At 72.5% G+C, this 18,888-nt stretch carries 18 protein-coding genes; 12 read left to right on the top strand and 6 right to left on the bottom strand.

Annotated features, from left to right (window positions below; all coding sequences use genetic code 11):
- Positions 1-103: 103 nt before the first annotated feature.
- Both BJ958_RS03885 and BJ958_RS03880 read left to right on the top strand, forming a co-directional pair.
- Positions 104-1,543: a gamma-aminobutyraldehyde dehydrogenase gene (locus BJ958_RS03885; protein ID WP_179725624.1), complete on the top strand. Its 1,440-nt coding sequence runs from the start codon at positions 104-106 to the stop codon at positions 1,541-1,543.
- A 175-nt stretch (positions 1,544-1,718) separates the two neighbouring features.
- Positions 1,719-2,411 carry a hypothetical protein gene (locus BJ958_RS03880; RefSeq protein WP_179725623.1) on the top strand — a complete coding sequence of 231 codons (693 nt, stop codon included), beginning with the start codon at positions 1,719-1,721 and terminating at the stop codon, positions 2,409-2,411.
- A 3-nt stretch (positions 2,412-2,414) separates the two neighbouring features.
- On the opposite strand, the gene BJ958_RS03875 is transcribed toward BJ958_RS03880, so the two are convergent.
- From BJ958_RS03875 to BJ958_RS03865, 3 genes are read right to left on the bottom strand one after another with little or no spacing between them, the layout of a single operon-like run.
- Positions 2,415-5,879, bottom strand: a complete 3,465-nt coding sequence (locus BJ958_RS03875; protein WP_246319001.1) for an ATP-binding protein — start codon at positions 5,877-5,879, stop codon at positions 2,415-2,417.
- Positions 5,879-6,610, bottom strand: a complete 732-nt coding sequence (locus tag BJ958_RS03870; RefSeq protein WP_343052556.1) for a DUF4194 domain-containing protein — start codon at positions 6,608-6,610, stop codon at positions 5,879-5,881. Before BJ958_RS03870 ends, BJ958_RS03875 begins: the two co-directional genes overlap by 1 nt.
- Complete coding sequence (locus tag BJ958_RS03865) at positions 6,607-8,103, bottom strand: DUF3375 domain-containing protein (protein ID WP_179725622.1); 1,497 nt, start codon at positions 8,101-8,103, stop codon at positions 6,607-6,609. The genes BJ958_RS03870 and BJ958_RS03865 overlap by 4 nt, the downstream gene beginning before the upstream one ends.
- Positions 8,104-8,303: 200 nt before the next feature.
- Between BJ958_RS03865 and BJ958_RS03860 the strand changes: the two genes are divergently transcribed.
- The 5 genes from BJ958_RS03860 (at position 8,304) to BJ958_RS03840 (ending at position 12,434) form a co-directional block, all read left to right on the top strand.
- Positions 8,304-8,603, top strand: a complete 300-nt coding sequence (locus BJ958_RS03860) for a DUF3303 domain-containing protein (RefSeq protein ID WP_179725621.1) — start codon at positions 8,304-8,306, stop codon at positions 8,601-8,603.
- A gap of 7 nt (positions 8,604-8,610) precedes the next feature.
- Positions 8,611-9,546: an SMP-30/gluconolactonase/LRE family protein gene (locus tag BJ958_RS03855; protein WP_179725620.1), complete on the top strand. Its 936-nt coding sequence runs from the start codon at positions 8,611-8,613 to the stop codon at positions 9,544-9,546.
- 101 nt (positions 9,547-9,647) lie between these two features.
- The gene (locus tag BJ958_RS03850; protein WP_179725619.1) at positions 9,648-9,977 is read left to right on the top strand and encodes a hypothetical protein; all 330 of its coding nucleotides are present in this window, start codon (positions 9,648-9,650) and stop codon (positions 9,975-9,977) included.
- Between the two features lie 50 nt (positions 9,978-10,027).
- The gene (locus tag BJ958_RS03845) at positions 10,028-10,975 is read left to right on the top strand and encodes a glutathione S-transferase family protein (RefSeq protein ID WP_179729970.1); all 948 of its coding nucleotides are present in this window, start codon (positions 10,028-10,030) and stop codon (positions 10,973-10,975) included.
- 31 nt (positions 10,976-11,006) lie between these two features.
- Positions 11,007-12,434 carry a hypothetical protein gene (locus tag BJ958_RS03840; RefSeq protein WP_179725618.1) on the top strand — a complete coding sequence of 476 codons (1,428 nt, stop codon included), beginning with the start codon at positions 11,007-11,009 and terminating at the stop codon, positions 12,432-12,434.
- 103 nt (positions 12,435-12,537) lie between these two features.
- Here BJ958_RS03840 and BJ958_RS03835 read toward each other — a convergent pair whose 3' ends face one another.
- The gene (locus BJ958_RS03835) at positions 12,538-13,137 is read right to left on the bottom strand and encodes a class I SAM-dependent methyltransferase (RefSeq protein WP_179725617.1); all 600 of its coding nucleotides are present in this window, start codon (positions 13,135-13,137) and stop codon (positions 12,538-12,540) included.
- A gap of 118 nt (positions 13,138-13,255) precedes the next feature.
- Here BJ958_RS03835 and BJ958_RS03830 point away from each other — a divergent pair, with 118 nt between their 5' ends.
- Both BJ958_RS03830 and BJ958_RS03825 read left to right on the top strand, forming a co-directional pair.
- Positions 13,256-13,729: an SRPBCC family protein gene (locus tag BJ958_RS03830; RefSeq protein ID WP_179725616.1), complete on the top strand. Its 474-nt coding sequence runs from the start codon at positions 13,256-13,258 to the stop codon at positions 13,727-13,729.
- Between the two features lie 122 nt (positions 13,730-13,851).
- On the top strand, positions 13,852-14,238 hold the full coding sequence (locus BJ958_RS03825; protein WP_179725615.1) for a hypothetical protein: 387 nt from the start codon (positions 13,852-13,854) through the stop codon (positions 14,236-14,238).
- On the opposite strand, the gene BJ958_RS03820 is transcribed toward BJ958_RS03825, so the two are convergent.
- Both BJ958_RS03820 and BJ958_RS03815 read right to left on the bottom strand, forming a co-directional pair.
- Positions 14,239-16,041, bottom strand: coding sequence for an acyl-CoA dehydrogenase (locus BJ958_RS03820; protein ID WP_179725614.1), 1,803 nt, complete (start codon positions 16,039-16,041; stop codon positions 14,239-14,241). It abuts the gene before it with no gap.
- Positions 16,042-16,055: 14 nt separating this feature from the next.
- The gene (locus BJ958_RS03815) at positions 16,056-16,454 is read right to left on the bottom strand and encodes a hypothetical protein (protein ID WP_179725613.1); all 399 of its coding nucleotides are present in this window, start codon (positions 16,452-16,454) and stop codon (positions 16,056-16,058) included.
- A 55-nt stretch (positions 16,455-16,509) separates the two neighbouring features.
- Here BJ958_RS03815 and BJ958_RS03810 point away from each other — a divergent pair, with 55 nt between their 5' ends.
- Genes BJ958_RS03810 through BJ958_RS03800 form a run of 3 tightly spaced genes read left to right on the top strand, consistent with a single transcriptional unit; the run spans position 16,510 to position 18,883 of the window.
- Positions 16,510-17,421, top strand: coding sequence for a metallophosphoesterase (locus BJ958_RS03810; protein ID WP_179725612.1), 912 nt, complete (start codon positions 16,510-16,512; stop codon positions 17,419-17,421).
- 24 nt (positions 17,422-17,445) lie between these two features.
- Complete coding sequence (locus BJ958_RS03805) at positions 17,446-18,447, top strand: 5'-3' exonuclease (RefSeq protein ID WP_179725611.1); 1,002 nt, start codon at positions 17,446-17,448, stop codon at positions 18,445-18,447.
- A gap of 31 nt (positions 18,448-18,478) precedes the next feature.
- Positions 18,479-18,883 (top strand): nuclear transport factor 2 family protein, encoded by a 405-nt coding sequence (locus BJ958_RS03800; protein WP_179725610.1) that lies wholly within the window; start codon positions 18,479-18,481, stop codon positions 18,881-18,883.
- Positions 18,884-18,888: the final 5 nt, after the last annotated feature.

Raw genomic sequence — 18,888 nt, 5'->3', positions numbered from 1 at the left:
CGCCGAAACAGCAAGTGAATCAGTGGCTGTTTGGCAGGTTTGCAACGGATTTCGTTGCTCGTGGGCTTTCGCACGACGGGCAGTCTGGTTACGCTGCCGAGCCATGACCCCCTTGCGCAACTTCATCGACGGCGCGTCCGTCGACGCCGCCTCCGCAGCCACCTACGACGTCGTGAACCCGGCGACCGGCCGGGCCTACACGACCGCCCCCGCCAGCGACGCGGAGGACGTCGACCGTGCGATGCGTGCCGCCGAGCGGGCGTTCGAGACCTGGGGCGAGACCACCCCGAAGGAGCGGCAGGAGGCGCTGCTGCGCATCGCGCAGGCGATCGAGGACCGGGCCGACGACTTCGTGCGGGCCGAGTGCGAGAACACCGGCAAGCCGATCGGCATCACCACCGACGAGGAGATGCCGCCGAGCGTCGACGAGTTCCGCTTCTTCGCCGGCGCCGCTCGCGTCCTCGAGGGCAAGAGCGCGGGCGAGTACCTCAAGGACCACACCTCGTGGATCCGCCGCGAGCCGATCGGCGTCGTCGGCCAGGTGACGCCGTGGAACTACCCGCTGATGATGGCGATCTGGAAGATCGCCCCGGCCCTGGCCGCCGGCAACACGATCGTGCTCAAGCCGAGCGACACGACCCCGGCCAGCACGGTGCTGCTCGCCGAGGTGGCGGCGGAGTTCCTGCCCGCGGGCGTGCTCAACGTGGTCTGTGGCGACCGCAGCGCCGGGCGCGCGCTGGTCGAGCACAAGACGCCGCAGCTGGTCGCGATCACCGGGTCGGTGCGCGCCGGCATGGAGGTCGCCGCCTCGGCCGCGACCGACCTCAAGCGGGTCCACCTCGAGCTCGGCGGCAAGGCCCCGGTCGTGGTCTTCGACGACGCCGACGTCGAGGCGGCCGCTGCGGCGATCGCCGGCGCGGGCTACTTCAACGCGGGCCAGGACTGCACCGCCGCCACCCGCGTCCTCGCCGGCGCCGGCATCCACGACGACCTCGTCGCCGCCCTGGCCGAGCAGGCCCGGAAGACGCGCACCGGCCTGCCCGACGACCCCGACGTCGCCTACGGCGCCCTCAACAACCCCGACCAGCTGGCGCGCGTCGCGGGCATGGTCGACCGGCTCCCCGACCACGCACGGATCGAGGCCGGCGGCACCCGGCCCACCGTCGCCGGGGGCGAGGGTGGCTACTTCTACGACGCCACCGTCGTCTCGGGCCTGCGTCAGGACGACGAGGTCGTCCAGAACGAGATCTTCGGCCCGGTCATCACCGTCCAGCGGTTCTCCGACGAGGCCGAGGCCGTCCGCTTCGCCAACGACGTGCAGTACGGCCTGTCCTCCTCGGTGTGGACCAAGGACCACGCTCGCGCACTGCGGATGTCCAAGCGCCTCGACTTCGGCGTGGTCTGGATCAACACCCACATCCCGTTCGTGTCCGAGATGCCGCACGGCGGCTTCAAGCACTCGGGCTACGGCAAGGACCTGTCGATGTACGGGCTCGAGGACTACACCCGGGTCAAGCACGTGATGTCGTACCACGGGGAGTGAGCCCGACACGCAGCCGCGGCCGGCGAAGGTAGAGGTTCGCCGATCATCCCGGTCCGGTGCCGGGCGCCCGCGCCGTAGCGTCCCGCCCGAAGGAGGGACTCTGCGATGACGATGCTCGCCCGGCTCCTGGCGATGCTCCTGCTCCTCACCGGGCTCGGGTCCCTAGGATCGGCCCGTGAGCGACCAGTGGCGCCCCTACGACGCACCCGGCGACGGCAGCCCCCCGCCGCCTCCACCACCGCCGCCCCCGCTGCCCACGCACCGTCCCTACGGCAGCGCGACCTACCCGACGTACGACGCCGGCGCTGAGCGCCGCCGGCTCCGCGGACGGATCGGGATGCTCGTGGTCGGAGTGCTCGTCGTGCTCGGCGGCGCCGGCATCGGCATCACCGCCCTGGTCGTGAACGCGCTCGACGACGACAGCTCGTCGTCGACGACCACGACCACCACCCGCACCGAGGTCCACGTCGACGGGACCGGCAACGGGAGCGGCGACGTCGACCTGTTCTCGACCGCCGCCACCCACGCGATGACCGAGGCGCTGGTGAAGGAGACCGGCTCCCCGCAGGTGCTCGAGGTGATCCTGCTCCAGGTCCAGGCCGTGCTCACGGTTCCCGGCGAGGACGGGCCGCGGACGCTGCTGTGGGACGGGGCGGCGCTGACGGAGGGCGGGCCCGGCTTCTCGGCCCGCAAGCCGTTCGACGTCGGCGACCTCGACGGCGCCGTGGTGGCCCGGCTCTGCGGTGAGCAGCCGGCCGGGTGCACCGCCATCGCCGGCCGGCCGCTGCCGAGCGACAACGGCGCCTGGCTCACCGTCGCCAGCCCGAGCGGCGTCCGCTTCACCGACCTGCAGGGCGACAAGCCCTGACGATCAGGCGTCGGCCGGCTCCGCGTTGGTGATCGGCGTGATCCACGACTGGTGGGTCGTGGTGTTCTTGGTGATCGCCAGCAGCTCGTCCATGTGGGGCTCGAGGCCGGTCACCTTGTCGAGCGGTACGCCGATGATCAGCTGGAACCCGAGGCCCTTCCACGCCTGCACCGCACGACCCGCGAACTCCGAGTCGGCCTTGACGAAGCCCTCGTCGAGGAACACCGGCGCGAACCGCGGCCGCGAGCGCATCTCGTCGCCCAGCCGGAAGCGCAGCGCGGAGCCGACGATGAACGCCACCAGCTCCTGGCTCTCGCCGCCGGACTTCTCCCCCAGCGTGCGGTACGTCGCCCGCAGCTCGCCGGTGAGGTGGTCGTAGCGCTCGGCGCTGATCTCCACGTGCCGGCGCACGTCGAGCAGCCGGTCGCGGTCGGTGGTGAGGGCCGGGCCGTCGCCGGACTGGGCCGGCTTGCGCAGCTGCTGCATGAACCGGCTGAGGTCGGTGAACCTCTTCTCCAGCCCGGCCTCGTCGAGCTCGCCGCTCACGCCGGACGACAGGGCCCGCAGGTCCTTGAGGAAGACCTGCACGTGGGCGGGCGCCAGCCGCCGCAGCCGGATCCGGAGCCGGTCGCCCTCGGCACCGAACTCGAGACGGCGCAGGATCGCGTTGATCGGCTCGAGCCGGTCCTCGATCTCCTCGACCGAGGACGACATCGCGCCGAGCAGCGGGACCAGGTCCTGGCCGCTCCACTCGGTGAGCCGGCGACGCCACTCCGCGCGGCGCTCGGCGAGGCCGGTGCCGCGGATGTCGTCGAGGATCCGGGCGTAGTCGGCGTACGAGTCGGAGGTGGCGCCGAGGTTGGGCGAGTCCCACTGGAACTTGTAGTGCTTGAAGATCAGCGCCAGGTCGTCGTCGCAGCGCCGCATCTCGGCCTCGGCGTCCGCGACGGCGGTGCGCAGCCGCTCCCCCAGCCGGTGCGAGTTGTCGGCGAACCGGTCGAGGTCCTCGGGGTCCGCGGGGGCGGCGGCCGCGGCGAAGTCGGCGGCCAGCGCGGCCTCCTGCTCCTCGCTCAGCTCGACCGTCCCGCTCCTCTCCATCGCCTCGAGTCGGTCCTTGACCAGGTCCTCGGAGTCGACGAGCTCGCTGTGGCCGGAGTTGAGCTCGCGCTGCTTCTGCTCGAGCGCGAACCTCTCCTGCCGCGCGTCGTCGAGGCGGTGGACGAGGTCGTCGATCTGCGCCTGGAGCACCTTGAGCTGGTCGTCGGAGGTGAGGATGTCGGTGCGACGCTGCTCCAGCTCGGCGATGCGCCGGTCGCTGCCCGCGACGTCGACGTCGTCGAAGCGGACCATCGCGATGGCGTCGTACGCCTTGCGCTGCTGCTCCAGCAGCCGGCCGCGGCGGTCGAGCTCGGCGAGCTGGGCGTCGACCTGCTCCATCCTGCGCTCGAGCTCCGCGAGCTGGCCGTCGATCTCGGCGATCGCGTCCTCGTTGGAGAAGCCGATGATGTTGCGGTGGTCACTGCGCCCGTGGGTGCCGCGGTCGCCGTTGCGGGTCTGGCCGGCGGCGGTGACCCGGAACCCGGGCCCGTCGAGCTCCGCGGCGCTCTCGACGCAGAAGGCGTTGCGGGACGGCTCCTCGACGTGCTGCTGGACCCAGCCGGAGAACGGCGAGTCCTTGAACAGCAGCTTGCCGGCGACCCGCTCGGGGTCGGCCGGGCCGGTCTCGGGCAGGTCGAGCTCGACCCCCTGGAAGGTCAGCCGGCCGGGCAGGCGCAGGCCGTCGATCGCGCTGGAGAACTCGGCCAGGCGACCGATCGGCACCAGCATCATCCGCGCGGTCCCGCCCAGCACGGTCTCGATCGCGGTGCGCCAGCGCGCCTCCTCGGGCGCGAGGTCGATCAGCTCCGCCACGAACGGCAGCTCGTCGACCGACAGGCCGCTCGCGTCGGCGACGGCGGCCCGCAGGTCGTGGAGGTACGACGGCACCCGGCCGTTGCGGTTCTCCATCGAGGCCCGCTCGCGCTTGAGCACGGCCTGCTCGTTCTTCAGCGGCACCAGCGCGTCGCGCACCCGGTCGCGCTCGGCGCGCAGCGTGGCCTGCTCGGCCTCGCCGGCGGTGAGCCGCTTGCGGGCCAGCAGCTGCAGCTCGGCGAACGCGGTCGCCGAGTCGAGCGCGGACTCGAGGTCGGGGGCGTCGGCGTCGGTGAGCCCGACCAGCGGGTAGACCCGCTCCTCGAGCTCGGCGAGCCGGTTGGCGCGCTCCTCGCGGATCACCCGCTCGTGCTCGGCCTGCGCGGCGAGCGCCTGCAGGTCGCCGCCGCCGGCTGCGCGGTGCGCCTCCTTCGCCGCCTCGAGGTCACCGGCGAGCGTGGTCTCGGCGGACCGCGTGGCGGTGAGTGCCTCGACGGTGCCCTGCCGGGAGTCGCGGTTGCCCGCGACGGCGGCCTCGATCAGCCGCAGGTGGGTGCGCAGCAGCCACAGCCGCAGCGGGGTGTCGCCGGACAGCGTGACGCCGTACGAGTCGAGCTCGGCGAGCCGCTTGGTCGCCGCGACCTTGCGCTCGTGGAGGTCGGTGATCGGCTCGAGCAGCTCGAGCTTCTGCTCCTCGGTGCGCATCGCGGTGTACGACGCGTCGAGGTCGTCGAAGTGCTCGATCGCCCGGTCCGCGGCGGCGTAGGTCGACGGCCGCTCGAGCACCATGTCCTTGTAGAGCTCGTCGACGCTGCGGACCTGGTTGCCGGCCTGGATCCGGGCCAGCAGGCGCAGCGCCTTGGAGCCGTCGCCGTTGGCACCGATGCCGAGACGCGCGTGCAGCACGGCCGCGAACTCGGCGTACGTGCGGTGCACGCGGATGCCGGGGAACAGCTTCTTGAGGGTGTTGGCGTGGAAGCGCTCGGGCACGGCGACCTCCAGCGTCTCCAGCGACAACGCGCCCTCGTGGGTGGCGAGCTGCATCTGCACCTCGCCGGAGCGCGCGGCGCGCCGCGGGACGTAGTAGGTGCGCAGCGCGGTGAACCGGCCGCCCTGGTCGTTGACGAAGGTCATCGCGACCGCGCCCCACGTGTCGGAGCCCTTGCCGCGCAGCAGCTTCTCCTCGGGCCGCCCGGTCCTGGGGTTGTCGACGACGTCGACGGCACCGCGCAGGTAGGACAGCAGGTTGCGCTGGCCCGCGCTGCGGGCGCGGCCCGCGACGGCGTCGTTGGAGGCGCCGTTGAACTTCGTGTCGGAGGGCATCATCAGCGCCGTGTAGGCGTCGAGGATGGTGCTCTTGCCGACACCCGAGGCGCCGGAGATCATCGTCGCGTCGCCCCGCAGCGGGACCGTGGTCAGGCCGCCGAAGCCGCCCCAGTTGACCAGCTGCAGCAGCACAGCGCGCCACTGGACGGTGTCGTCGGCCGGCGTCGCGACGACCTCCTTGTCGAAGAGGCCGTCGGTGCCCTCGACCTGCTCCATCTCGTCGACGGACATCAGGCGTCCTCCTCCTCGAACAGGTCGTCGTCGCGGGGCTCCGGCTCCGGCTCGGAGCCGTTGGCCTTCTGCAGCGCCTCGAGCAGCTCCTGGAGCAGCTCGAGCGGCAGCAGCGGCTCGACGGCCTCGCTGATCTCGTAGCGGTCGTCGGCGGCCGAGCCGATGAGCAGGCCGGCCTTCACCACGCTGACCACGGCGTTGCGGGCCCGCTTCTCGTCGCCCGCCTCGTCGGTGGCGTGGCCGGGACGGAAGCTGGCGACGTACTCGACGATGTCCTCGCGGTCGATGTAGACCCGGGCGTCGCCGCTGGCCAGCCCCGCTCGCAGCCGGTCGCGCAGGTGGACCAGCACGAGGGTCTCCTCGCGCGACCACGAGGTGTCGTGGAGCAGGGTAGGGAACCGGCTGGCCGTCTCGGAGGTGGCCTGTCGCTTCCACGCGACCTCGCGGGTCGGGTCGACCTGGAGGTCGAGGAACAGATCGTTGAGGCGCGAGCGGATCACCCGCTCGTTCTCGACCAGCACCTGCCAGTCGCGCGGGTGGGTGCGGGCGCTGATGAACCGCTGCTTGAGCAGGGTGACGAGTGCGTGCCGCTGCGCGTACTCCAGCCCACCCTCGTCGCCCTCGAACAGGGACACCGAGGTCTCGTCGGCGACCTCGTCGAGGTCGTCGAAGTCGTTGATCTCGTCGCTGTCGCTGCTCTCAGCGGTCGGCTCGTCCAGCTCGACACTCACCGGCGGGACTCCTCTCGGGTGTTCTCGAGGTCGGGATCCGGAAGGGGCGTGCGCGGCACGGCGAACGTGCGGCGCGACCCGTCGGGGCGTACGGCGGCGAACGACTCGAGCTCGTCCTCGGTCTCCCACTCGCGGTCGGCCGCGAGGTGCAGCAGGCCGAAGATCTCGACCGGGCGGCGCAGCGACGGCTCGAGCGCCTCGAACAGCTCCCCGAGAGAGCCGGCCGGCAGCAGGTCGCCGAGCGCGTCGTCGAGCCGCTGGCGCAGCGAGCCCAGCTGGGGGCCGCCCTGGGCCATCAGCTCCGCGAGCGAGAGCGTCGGCGCCTCGGCCGGGTCGGCGGCCGTGATCGGCGCCGGCAGCACGTCGTCGGCCGGGTCGTGGAACCGCTCGCGCAGGTGGTCGACGTTGACCCGGCTCGGCAGGAGCGAGACCTCGTGGGTCGCCCGCGGCCCGGTCGTCGACATCCACGTCATCAGCTCGGACTCGACCTGGCGCAGCGTCTGCTCCAGCTCCCGGTCGCGCGCGGCGTCGTGGGAGACGATGTACTCCTTGAGCGTGGCCGTCACCCGGCTGCGCTGGGCCAGCACCCGGTCGAGGCCGTCGCGCACCAGCTTGACGGTCCCCCGCAGCTCGGCCCGGTCGGCCTCCCCGAGGATCCCGTGCGACAGCGGGTGCTCGAGCAGCGCGTTGAGGTCCTCACGCAGCTGGGTCACCAGCCCGTCGTCGCGCAGCAGCGCGAACGCCCCCTCGAACGCCCGCCCCTCCTGGGTCGCCGTCATCAGCGCGTCGGCCCGCGCGAGGTAGTCGTCGATGACCTCACCCGCCGGCCGGTCCTCGGCCCGGAACGCCGCCAGGATCTCGGTGCGGATGGTCGCGAACCGCTCCTCGACCCGCGCGAAGTCACTCGGCAGCGCACTGATCAGCGACAGCAGCTCGGTGAACCCCTCGAGCATGTAGTCCTCGGTCGCGCTGACCATCTCGGCGCCGTCGACCAGCCGGTCGCGCTCGACCTTCAGCCGCGCGATCTCGTCGTTGAGCAGGGTGACCCGCGCGCTGCGGTCCGGGTTCGCCTCGGAGTTGAACCGTCGTACGGTGCTCAGGATGGTCGTGATCCGGTGCTCGCTCAGCGTCGCCCGGTCGCGCGCGAGGTTCTTGACCAGCTCCAGCGCCTGCTGCGCGTGGGAGGTCAGCGAGTAGACCTCGTTGCCCTGCTCGTCCAGCGACCGCACCAGCCACTGCCCCCGCATCCAGCGCTGGCAGATGTCGCGCCCGCTGCCCGTCGGCAGGTCGGTGTCGCCCGCGCTGCGGATCTCGGCGAGGTGCTCCTCGACCTGCGTGTGCAGCCGCGCGGTGGGGATCGGCTTGTTGTTGCGCCCGAACGCCGCCCGGAAGATGGTAATCACGACGGGCGCCTGCCGCTGGTGGAGCAGGGTCAGGGTCGGCTGCGCGAAGGCGCCCTTGACCCGCGCCAGCTCGGCGGCGATGTCGCTCAACCCTGTCCCCCGGTGTCCGTCGTCGTGATGTGGCCTGCTAGGTGCGAACGAAAAGCATCACACAGGGGTACGACGCGGCCGCAGGCAGGCTCGGCGATCCTCGGTCATCGTCGGGATTGCCACCAAATGGCGGATGTCGGGGCACGCGCCGGCGGCGTAGCGTCCCGAGAGGGACCGGACCGCTCCCCGAGGAGGTCGACATGAAGTACGTCATCTCGTGGCTGGCGAAGCCCAGCCTGGGCGAGGCCGAGATCGCCCGCTCCCTGCAGGTCTTCGGCAAGTGGACGCCGTCGGAGACCGTCACCTTCGAGCAGTTCCTCGGACGTGCGGACGCCAGGGGCGGGTTCGCCGTCGTGACCACGGACGACGTCAACGCCGTCGTGCGCGACATGGCGATCTTCGGCACGTGGTTCGACATGGACGTCGTCCCGGTCGTCGAGGTCGGCGACCTGGCCGCCATCTCCGGCGAGGCGCTGGCCTTCATCGCGTCGGTCGGCTGAGCGTGCCATGCGTCTGCTCGACCTGCCCCTCGCCCTCGCGACCGTGGCCCTCCTCGCCGTCCCCGCCGCGGCGAAGCCGGCACCGTCGACCGTGCCGCTCCCGGACGACTTCCAGCCCGAGGGGATCGCGATCGGGACCGGCGACACCTTCTACGTCGGCTCGCTCCGCGACGGCGACATCTACCGCGGCGACCTGAGCACCGGCAAGGGGCAGGTCCTCGTCGACAACACGGGCCGGGCCGCGGTCGGCATGCGGGTCGACGAGGCGCGCAAGCTGCTCTTCGTCGCCGGCGGGCCCGGCGGTCACGTCTACGTCTACGACACCCGCGACGGCTCCCAGGTCGCCGACGTCGCCGTCGGGCCGCCGTCGGCGTTCACCAACGACGTGGCGCTCACCCCCGGGGCGGCGTACTTCACCGACACCTTCTCGCCCTACATCTACGAGCTGCCGTACGGCGAGGGCGGGTTCGGTCCGCCCGTGGCGATCCACGTCACCGGCCCGGCCGGCACGTCCACGCCGGGCACGTTCGGCCTCAACGGCATCGACGCCACCCCGGACGGCTCGACCCTCGTCGTCAACCACACCGACCTGGGCATCGTCGCGCTGGTCGATCCGCACACGGGCGTGAGCACCGCGATCCCGGTCTCCGGCGGCGGGCTGGTCCCGGGGACGCCGGACGGCCTCCAGCTCGAGGGGCACCGGCTCTTCGTGGTCGAGAACTTCGCCGACACGATCGCCGAGATCGCGCTGTCGGGAGACCTCTCCTCCGGCACCCTGGTCGGCACCATCACCTCCGACCGGTTCCACGTGCCGACGACGATGGCGGTGAAGGGCGACACGATCGCTGCCGTCAACGGTCGCTTCGACCTCGGCTTCCCGCCGCCGTTCGGGCCCGGCGCACCTCCCGGGACGAGCTTCGACGTGGTACTGGTACGCCGTTAGGAGGCGCTCTCCTGCCACACGGACCCGTTGGCGCGGGTGGCTCCTGCGTCAACGGGTACTGGCCGGGCGACCCCGAGACCCGACCAGTGGAGGAGCTCCCCGTGATCCATCTCGCCCCGATCGGCACGATCAAGCGCATCACCGTCGCCGCCGTCAAGGCGCCGGCAGCGGTGCTCGGAGCAGTGGTGGGCGTCGCCCAGACGGCCGCCCGCCGGGCGCAGGGCCGGGACGCCGAGCAGCCGCCGACGTTCTCCCCCGACGAGCCCGTCAACGTGACCGAGGAGCTCGGCCTCGACCCGGCGCCCGTGTCGAAGCCCCGTCCCCGGACCACGCCCGCGCCGCCGCCGGTGACCGACATCGACGCGCAGGCCGACCCCGACCACGTCGACGCGACCCCGGCCGACATCGCCGACGCGGTGAAGAAGGACTGAGCCGGGACGTGTCCGCCTACGCCGCCAAGGGCAAGGCCTTCGAGCGCGACATGCGCTACGTCCCGGACCGCATCACCCGCGAGGACGGGCGCAGCCAGGATCCCCACGTGGGCACGCTCGACGTACCGACCTGGCCTGTCGAGCCCGGGCGCTACCGGCTCGTCGCGGCGCGCGCGTGCCCGTGGGCGAACCGGGCGATCATCGTGCGCACCCTGCTCGGCCTGGAGAACGTCGTCTCCCTCGGCCTGGCCGGACCGACGCACGACCAGCGCAGCTGGCGCTTCGACCTCGACCCGGGCGGCGTCGACCCGGTCCTGCGCTACGAGCGCCTCGAGCAGGCCTACCTGGCCCGCGACCCGTCGTACGACCGCGGCGTCACGGTCCCGGCAATGGTCGACGTACCGACCCGGTCGCTGGTGACCAACGACTTCCCGGCCATCACCCACGACCTGTTCTTCGAGTGGCGCGACCACCACCGGCCCGACGCGCCGGACCTGTGGCCCGACGAGTGCCGCGAGGAGATGGACGAGGTGATGGAGAAGGTCTTCACCGAGGTCAACAACGGCGTCTACCGTTGCGGCTTCGCCAGGACCCAGGAGGCGTACGGCGCCGCCTACGACCGGCTCTGGTCGGCGATGGACTGGCTCGAGGAACGGCTCACCGACCGCCGCTACCTCATGGGCGACCGGATCACCGAGGCCGACGTCCGGCTGTTCACCACGCTGGCGCGCTTCGACGCCGTCTACCACGGCCACTTCAAGTGCAACCGCAACAAGCTCTCCGAGATGCCGGTGCTGTGGGCCTACGCCCGCGACCTGTTCCAGACCCCGGGCTTCGGCGAGACGATCGACTTCGACCAGATCAAGCAGCACTACTACGTCGTGCACGAGGACATCAACCCGACCGGGATCGTGCCGAAGGGGCCGGACGAGTCGGGCTGGCACGCCCCGCACGGGCGGGAGCGACTGGGCTCTCCACAGGCCCGGCGATCCGCTTGAGTTCGAACATGTGTTCGAGTACCATACCTGTATGACGCCCACAGGAGACCTCAGCGCAGCGGAGCTGCTCGCTGCCGAGGAGTCCGGCGTGCGCCTCAAGAGGCAGGCAGAGGTCGACGGGCTGCTGCGCCTCCTGGCCTGGTGCGACCTGCACTCGGTCGACCCGCAGACCCAGCCGGGCGCCGTACCTCACCGGCTGGGTGGCGACCGGCTCGTGCGCCTCGGTGGCGAGGGCACGCCGGAGACCTCCGAGCTGTGCATGGCCGAGTTCGCCGTCGCCAGCCGTGCCGGGTGGATCGCCACCTCCAACCGGGCAGCGGCAGCGCTCGACCTGCGCCACCGCCTCCCCCGGCTGTGGGAGCGCGTGCAGCGCCTCGATGTCGAGGTGTGGGTCGCCCGCAGGATCGCCGACCTCTCGCGCAAGCTCTCCCGCGCAGCGGTGGAGATCGTCGACATCTCCGTCGCCGCGGCCCACGACCTGACGCCGGGCAAGCTGATCGAGCTCGCCGAGGCACGCATCATCGAGGCCGACCCCGCCGCCCACCGCGAGCGCATCGCCGCCGAGGAAGCCCGCATCGGCGTGTTCGCCCGCCGTCGCCGCCCCGGCGACGCGGTCGCCGACCTCGACGGGCAGGCAGGCGTCCAGCCGATCACCCTCAGGCTCCCGAACGCAGGAGCCGTCGAGTTCACCACCAGCGTGGAAGAGGTCGCCCGGGCCCTGGCCGACCAGCACGTCCCCGACGACGAGGACGACGTCCCGACCATGGACCAGTTCCGCGCCCGCGCCGTCGAGCTGCTCGCCGATCCCTACGCCGCCGTCCGTTTCCTCGAAGGCCTCCGCGAGCCCGAGGCGACCCCGGCCCCCGCACCCACGCCCGCCCGCGCTCCGCGCCGGGCCACGGTCTACGTCCACATCGACGCCGCCGTCCTCGCCGGCTTCGCCACCGGCGTCGCCCGAGTCGAGGACCTCGGGCCGATGCTGCTCGAGCAGGTCGCCGCCCTGCTGCGCCACCGCTCCATCGACCTGCACCCGGTCATCGACCTCAACGCCGGCGCTGCCGTCGATGCCTACGAGCACCCCGCGGCCTGCAAGGAGCGCACCCACCTGCGCACCGGCGGCGACGTCTTCCCCCACTCCGCCTCCCGCACCCGCCGTCTCGACCACGACCACGTCACGCCGTACGACAAGGACGGCCCACCGGGCCAGACCGGCGACCTGAACGACGCCCCACTCACCCGCCGACATCACCGGGCCAAGACCCACCTCCCCTACCGCGCCCGCCAGCTCGGATTGGGCGCCTACCGTTGGGAGACACCCAACGGCCTGCTCCGGGTCGTGTCCCGCTACGGCACGACCGCGGTCGACCCGATACGCACGGCCGACGGCACGCTGGTCGGCGAGGTGTACCCAGCGCGATACGACGTCCGCTACGACGTCGGCGCGCCTGCATCCACCTGACCTGAACGAGGTTGGTGGGTATGTGCGTCAGTTCGCCGCGAATGCGCCACAGGGAAGCAAACCTCCGCGCCAATGGCGGCCGCTGGCGAGCCAGATGCGCCCCTCACACCCCTCTGGTCAACTCGGCCCGCCACCAGGCGCCGTTCTCGATCCGCTCGACCTGGCGCAGGACCAAGCCGCCGCTCGCGAACGAGTCGACCTCGGCCCGCGTGAGCGGCCACGGCGGTCCGTCGACCTCGACGCCGTCGTCGCGGGTGGTCGCGAGGACCAGGAGCGTGCCGTCCGGGCCGACCAGTGAGGCGATGGAACGCGCGGCCGACGGGTGCTGCTCGGGCGGCATCGACTGGACGGTCAGGCTCTCGACGACGAGGTCGAACCTGCCCTGCCACTCGTCTGGGAGGTCCAGGACGTCGGCGACGACGTACTCGACGGTGCTCCCTGGATGCTTGCGCCGCGCGGCGGCGATCGCGGTCGGCGCGAAGTCGAAGGCGGTGGTGCGGTACCCGCGCTGAGCCAGGTACTCGGCGTCGGCGCCGTAGCCGCATCCGACCACCAGGGCCTCGCGGCCACCGCCCGCGAGGTCCCGCTCCTCGGCCCACGCCACGAGCTGTGGCCGGGCGGCGCCGTGGTCCCAGGGCGGCCGGGCCTGGCCGGTCTCCGCTCCGGCGTAGATCGCCTCGAACATGCTGGAGGACTCGCCCATGGATCGAGGCTACGCACGACGGCGGGCCGCCTCCAGAAGATTCCTCGCGGCCGATGTCGAGGATCCCGATCCGGCTCCGTCCCTGGGGTGAGAGACCACCATCCAGGAGGAGACCACCATGCAGGACGAGCACACCGTCACCCTTCGCCGCAGCCTCCCCGTCCCGCCCGAGCGGGTCTGGGAGCTGTGGACCACCGCCGCGGGCATCGCGGCGTGGTGGGCACCCGACGGGTTCGAGACCACCGTCGACCGGATCGAGCTGCGCCCGGGCGGTTCCCTGGACTACACGATGACCGCGACCGGACCCGAGCAGGTCGCGTTCATGGAGCAGGCCGGGATGCCGGTGTCGACGGCGTCGCACAAGGAGTTCACCGAGGTCGCCGAGCCGACCCGACTGGCGTACGTGTCGCTGATCGACTTCGTGCCCGGCGTCGAGCCGTACGACCACCTGACCGTCGTCACCCTCGAGCCCACCGCCACCGGGACCGAGGTCGTGATGGAGTGCGGGCGGCTGCACGACGAGGAGTGGACCGCGCGCATCGTCGCGGGCCGCACCAACGAGCTCGACAACCTCGAGCGCCTGGTCGGGTAGCCGGACCCGGGGGGCGAGGCGGCAGATGCCCGATTTCGGTGGTGCGCTGCGACGACGCGACGAGCAGGCTGACGAGGTGCCGGCGTCTGCCGACGCTCCCGCCCGAGACAACCGGAGCCACCATGATGAAGCGCAGCCTCGCCCTCGCCACGACCGCCGCAACGGCACTGCTCGTCGCGGCGGCTGGTCCCGCCTCGGCCCATGACTGCTACAACGTCAGCCGCTCCGACCAGGGCGACGCGAGCGCCACGCACTCGGACCGCTGGGTACGCATCTCGGTGGTCGAGTTCGCGCACAGCCCCGACTTCCCGCCCGGCTTCGACCCGGACTGCTTCGTCGGGTACTGGCTCGGGCACGGCGGGCCGGAGGGCTTCACGACCCGCAGCGACAAGACCATCGGCGAGGGCAGCGCGAACCCCAACCTCGCCGACGGTCACGGGCTCGAGCACATCGAGGACGCGTGGGGAGCACTCTTCGGGGAGGCACTGGGCGCCTGCGCCCTCCCGTGATCACAAGGTCGCCGGGTCCACCTCGTTGAACAGCTGGTCACCGCTCGCGAGCAGGTCGAGCATCGGGCCGACCTTGGGCAGCTCGTGGGTGAGGAAGTACCGGCCCGCCGCGCGCTTGCCGTCGTAGAACGCACCCTCGCGGTCGCCGACTGCCACCAGCTGGTCGAGCCAGGTCCAGGCGACGACGACGTGACCGGCCGCCTCGAGGGCGGTCGTCGCGTTGACGAGGGAGGCGCGGGGGTCACCGGACTCCCACGCCGCGGCCACGGCCGTGGCGAAGCGGTCGGCGGTGGCCGAGACCCGGTCGGCGTACGACGTGAGCACCGCGTCGCCCGTCCCCCGGGCCCGGTCGACGCTCTCCCGGACGGCCTCCAGCAGCAGCTGCAGGCCGGTCCCCCGGGCCTGGACCAGCTTGCGCCCGAGCAGGTCGAGCGCCTGGATGCCGTGGGTGCCCTCGTGGATCGGATTGAGCCGGTTGTCGCGGTAGAGCTGCTCGACGCCGTACTCCCGCGTGTAGCCGTAGCCGCCGTGCACCTGGATCGCCAGGTCGTTGGCCGCCAGGCACCACTGGGAGGGCCAGCTCTTGACGACCGGGGTCAGTACGTCGAGCAGCGCGCCCGCCCGCTCCCGGACCTCGGCGGACGGGTGGGTGTGCTGGTCGTCGAGCAGGTGCGCGGCCTTCAGCACGAGCGCGAGTCCGCCCTCGACGTAGGACTTGGAGGCCAGCAGCATCCGGCGCACGTCGGCGTGCTCGGCGATCGGCACCGGTGGTGCGGCCGGGTCCTTGCCGTCGAGCGGTCGGCCCTGGACCCGCTCCCGCGCGTAGGCGAGCGCACGCAGGTAGCCGGTGTAGCCGAGGGCGACCGCGCCCGCGCCCACCCCGATCCGGGCCTCGTTCATCATGTGGAACATGACCGCGAGGCCGCGGCCCTCCTCGCCGACGAGCTCGCCGACGGCGCCCGGCGCGCCACCCGGGAGGTGCCGGCCCTCGCCGAAGTTGAGCACCGTGTTGACGGTGCCGCGGAAGCCCATCTTGTGGTTGAGCCCGGCCAGGGAGACGTCGTTGCGCTCTCCCCTCTCGCCGGAGGCGTCGACGACGTACTTCGGCGTCGCGAACAGCGAGAGTCCCTTCACCCCCGGGGGCGCGCCCTCGGCCCGGGCGAGGACGAGGTGGACGATGTTCTCCCCCAGCTCGTGGTCGCCGCCCGAGATCCACATCTTGTTGCCGAACAGGCGGAAGGTGCCGTCGGCCTGCCGCACGGCGCGGGTCGCGACGTCGGCGAGCGACGAGCCGGCCTGCGGCTCGGAGAGGCACATGGTCCCGAACCAGCGTCCGTCGAGCATCGGCGGCACGAACCGGGCGACCTGCTCGGGCGAGGCGTGGGCGAGCAGCAGGTTGGCGTTGGCCATCGTCAGCATCGAGTAGCCCGACGTCGACACGTTGGCCGCCTGGAACCAGGCGAAGCAGGCCTGCTGGACGACGTGCGGCAGCTGGCCGCCGCCGACCGACTCGTCCATCGCCGCCGACACCAGCCCGGCCTGCGCGAAGGCCCGCACCGCCGCGCCGACCTCGGGCACGATCGTCACCGTCTCGCCGTCGAACTGCGGCTCGTGGGCGTCGCTGAGCGCGTTGTGGGGCGCGAAGTGCTCGGCGGCCAGCTCGGCGGACAGGTCGAGGACCGCGTCGAAGGTCTCGCGGCTGTGCTCGGCGTACCGCTCCCGCGAGCACAGCGACGCCACGTCGAGCCACTCGTGGAGCAGGAACGCGAGGTCGCGCCGGGCCAGCAGCAGGTCGGGGCTCATGGCCCCAGCCTGCCTCACGTCCGGGGGACGACGGCCGGCATCCCCGCGAGCGGTGCACCGGCCACGGTCACCACCCCCACCATCCGGGCCGACGAGCCGAGCAGCGTCGAGCCGTGGTCGGTGCGCAGGGCCGAGCGCCCGAACTGGATCTCGAGCACCCCGATCCTCAGCCGGCCGCCCTCCCGGACCAGCGCCACTTCCCCGCGGCGCGGGCGGCGGTCGGTCGAGACCAGCAGCTCGGTCCCGGCCGGCCAGCCGTGGGAGGCGAGCGCATCGTTGCGCAGCCTGATCCGGACGTCCTCGCCGTCGGCGCGCACCTGGGCCGGCCGCTCGCGGGGTGCGGGCGGCACCGGCGGCGGCAGGTCGAGAGGCAGGCACTCCTGGGCCGCCACGCCACCTCGAGCCGAACGCATGTTCGAAGCGTAGCGGGTCGGGCCGCCCGATGCGTGAAGACCTACGCTCCTGCCTGTGGAGCCCCTCGGCCAGTACCCCGACCCGACCCACGTCGTCGCCCACCTGAGCGATCCGCACCTGCTCGCCGACGGCCTGCAGTACGGCGTCGTCGACACCGCCGCGCACCTCGAGCGCGCGCTCACCCGGCTCCGCCGGCTGCCCACACCGCCGCAGGCCCTGGTGTTCACCGGCGACCTGGCCGACAGGGGCGAGCCGGCGGCGTACCGGCGGCTGCGGGAGGTCGTCGAGCCCGCAGCGGCCGACCTCGGCGCCGAGGTGGTGTGGGTGATGGGCAACCACGACGACCGCGGCGCCTACAGCCGCGCCCTGTTCGGTGTCGACAGCGAGGAGCCGCAGGACCGGGTGCACGACGTCGCGGGGCTGCGGATCGTCGCGCTCGACACCAGCGTCCCGGGCTGGCACCACGGGGAGCTGTCCGACGACCAGCTCGCCTGGCTCGCCGACGTGCTCGACGACCCCGCACCCCAGGGCACGCTGCTCGCGCTGCACCACCCGCCGATCCCGGTGCCGATGCTGCGCCTGGCCGAGCTGATCGAGCTGCACGACCAGCCGCGCCTGGCCGAGGTGGTCGCCGGCTCCGACGTGCGCGGGATCCTCGGCGGCCACTTCCACTTCACGTGCTACTCGACCTTCGCCGGCGTCCCCGTGTCGGTCGCCTCCGCGAGCTGCTACACCTCCGAGCTCGCCCCCGACGGTCGGCTGCTCTCGGGGGTCGACGCGCACCAGGCGTTCACCCTCCTGCACCTGTACGACGACCGCGTGGTCCACTCCGTCGTCCCCGCCCACGACGCGGTCGAGGTCAGCGGCTACGGCCTGGAGATGCTCGAGCCGTTCCGGGCGCTGACGCCCGAGGAGCGGTTCGACATGGTGGCGCGCAAGGACTCGCCGCTCAACAAGGGCTCGTAGCCGCCTAGGATCGACCGGATCGCCATGAACCCCGTCCCGGACCGCACCCGCAGGCTGTTGCTCGCCGTCGACGCACCGTCGCTGCTGCACCGCAACCACCACGCACGCGCCCACACGCGGCACCGCGACCGCGGCGGCCGGCCGGCCTGGGCGCTGCACGGCATGCTGCGCCAGATCATCGAGTCGATCGACCAGTTCGCGCCGGACGCCGTGATCTTCGGGCTCGACGACCGGGTCGCGTCCGAGCGGCGCGACGCCTACCCCGACTACAAGGCGGGCCGGGCCGAGAAGGACCCGGACCTCGTCGACCAGCTGGACCGGGCCGGGGCGCTGCTCGACGCCCTGGGCATGGCCACCCTGACGCCGCCGGGCCTGGAGGCCGACGACGTCAACGCCTCGGCCGCGACCTGGGCCGGCGAGAACGGCTGGGACTGCGTGATCATCACCTCCGACCGCGACTCGTTCGCCCACATCAGCGACCACACGCGGGTGCTCCGGCTGATCAACGGCGGCATCAACGGCTCTCCCCTGCTGACCTCCGCCCACCTGCGCTCGATGTACGGCGTCCCGGCGGAGCGCTACCTCGAGTTCGCCGCGGTGCGCGGCGATGCCAGCGACAACCTGCCCGGGGTGCCCGGGATCGGCGAGAAGACCGCCGCCTACCTGCTCTCCCACATCGGCTCGATGCGTGAGATCTGGGCCGACATCGAGCACGACGAGGGCCGCTCGGTGGTCGCGGCGCTGGACGCGTGGGCGGAGGAGACCGGCGCTCGTCGTACCGGCGCGAGCGTGCTCAAGCGGCTCTCGGCGCCGGGGGCCCGGGACACCTACGAGTTCAACCTGCGGATGATGGCCGGCCGCACCGACCTCGACCTCGGCCTCACCCCCGACGTCCCGGGCACCCCCGGGCTGCTCCCCCTCGACATCGCGCGGGTCGAGCGCGTGGTCGGCCACCTCGACATGGAGTCGACGACCGCGCTCGCGCTGCGGGTGCTCACCGGGGACCCGGCCTCGGTCCCCCGTTGACACCGTGGGCGTCCGGGCGTCTCCTGCAGACATGGACGAGCGCGCGGAGTTCCTCGACTGGTTCGGCACGACGTGGCGCGCGGCCGAGACCGCCCTCCACGGCGGCGACGCGGCACCCCGCGACGGCACCTGGTCGCACCGCGCGCCGGTCACCCTCTTCGGCGCCTGGTACGACGCCACCGGGCCCGAGGCGGTGCGCGCGGTCTTCGAGACCCTGGCCGAGACCTTCGGCGGCAGTGTCGCCGCCGACGTCGAGGTGCTCGCGGCCGACGTCAGCGGCGACCTCGCCTACACCGTCCACCGCGAGCACACCACGACGCTCATGGACGGCGAGGAGCGCAGCTACGTGCTGCGCGTGACGCAGGTGTACCGCCGGGAGCCGGGTGGGTGGAAGGTCGTGCACCGCCACGGTGACGGCGGACCCACTGCGCCATGATGGCC

This window comes from Nocardioides kongjuensis, from assembly GCF_013409625.1.
GTDB classification, from domain to species: domain Bacteria; phylum Actinomycetota; class Actinomycetes; order Propionibacteriales; family Nocardioidaceae; genus Nocardioides; species Nocardioides kongjuensis.
This window is presented reverse-complemented; position numbering and strand designations above follow the sequence as displayed.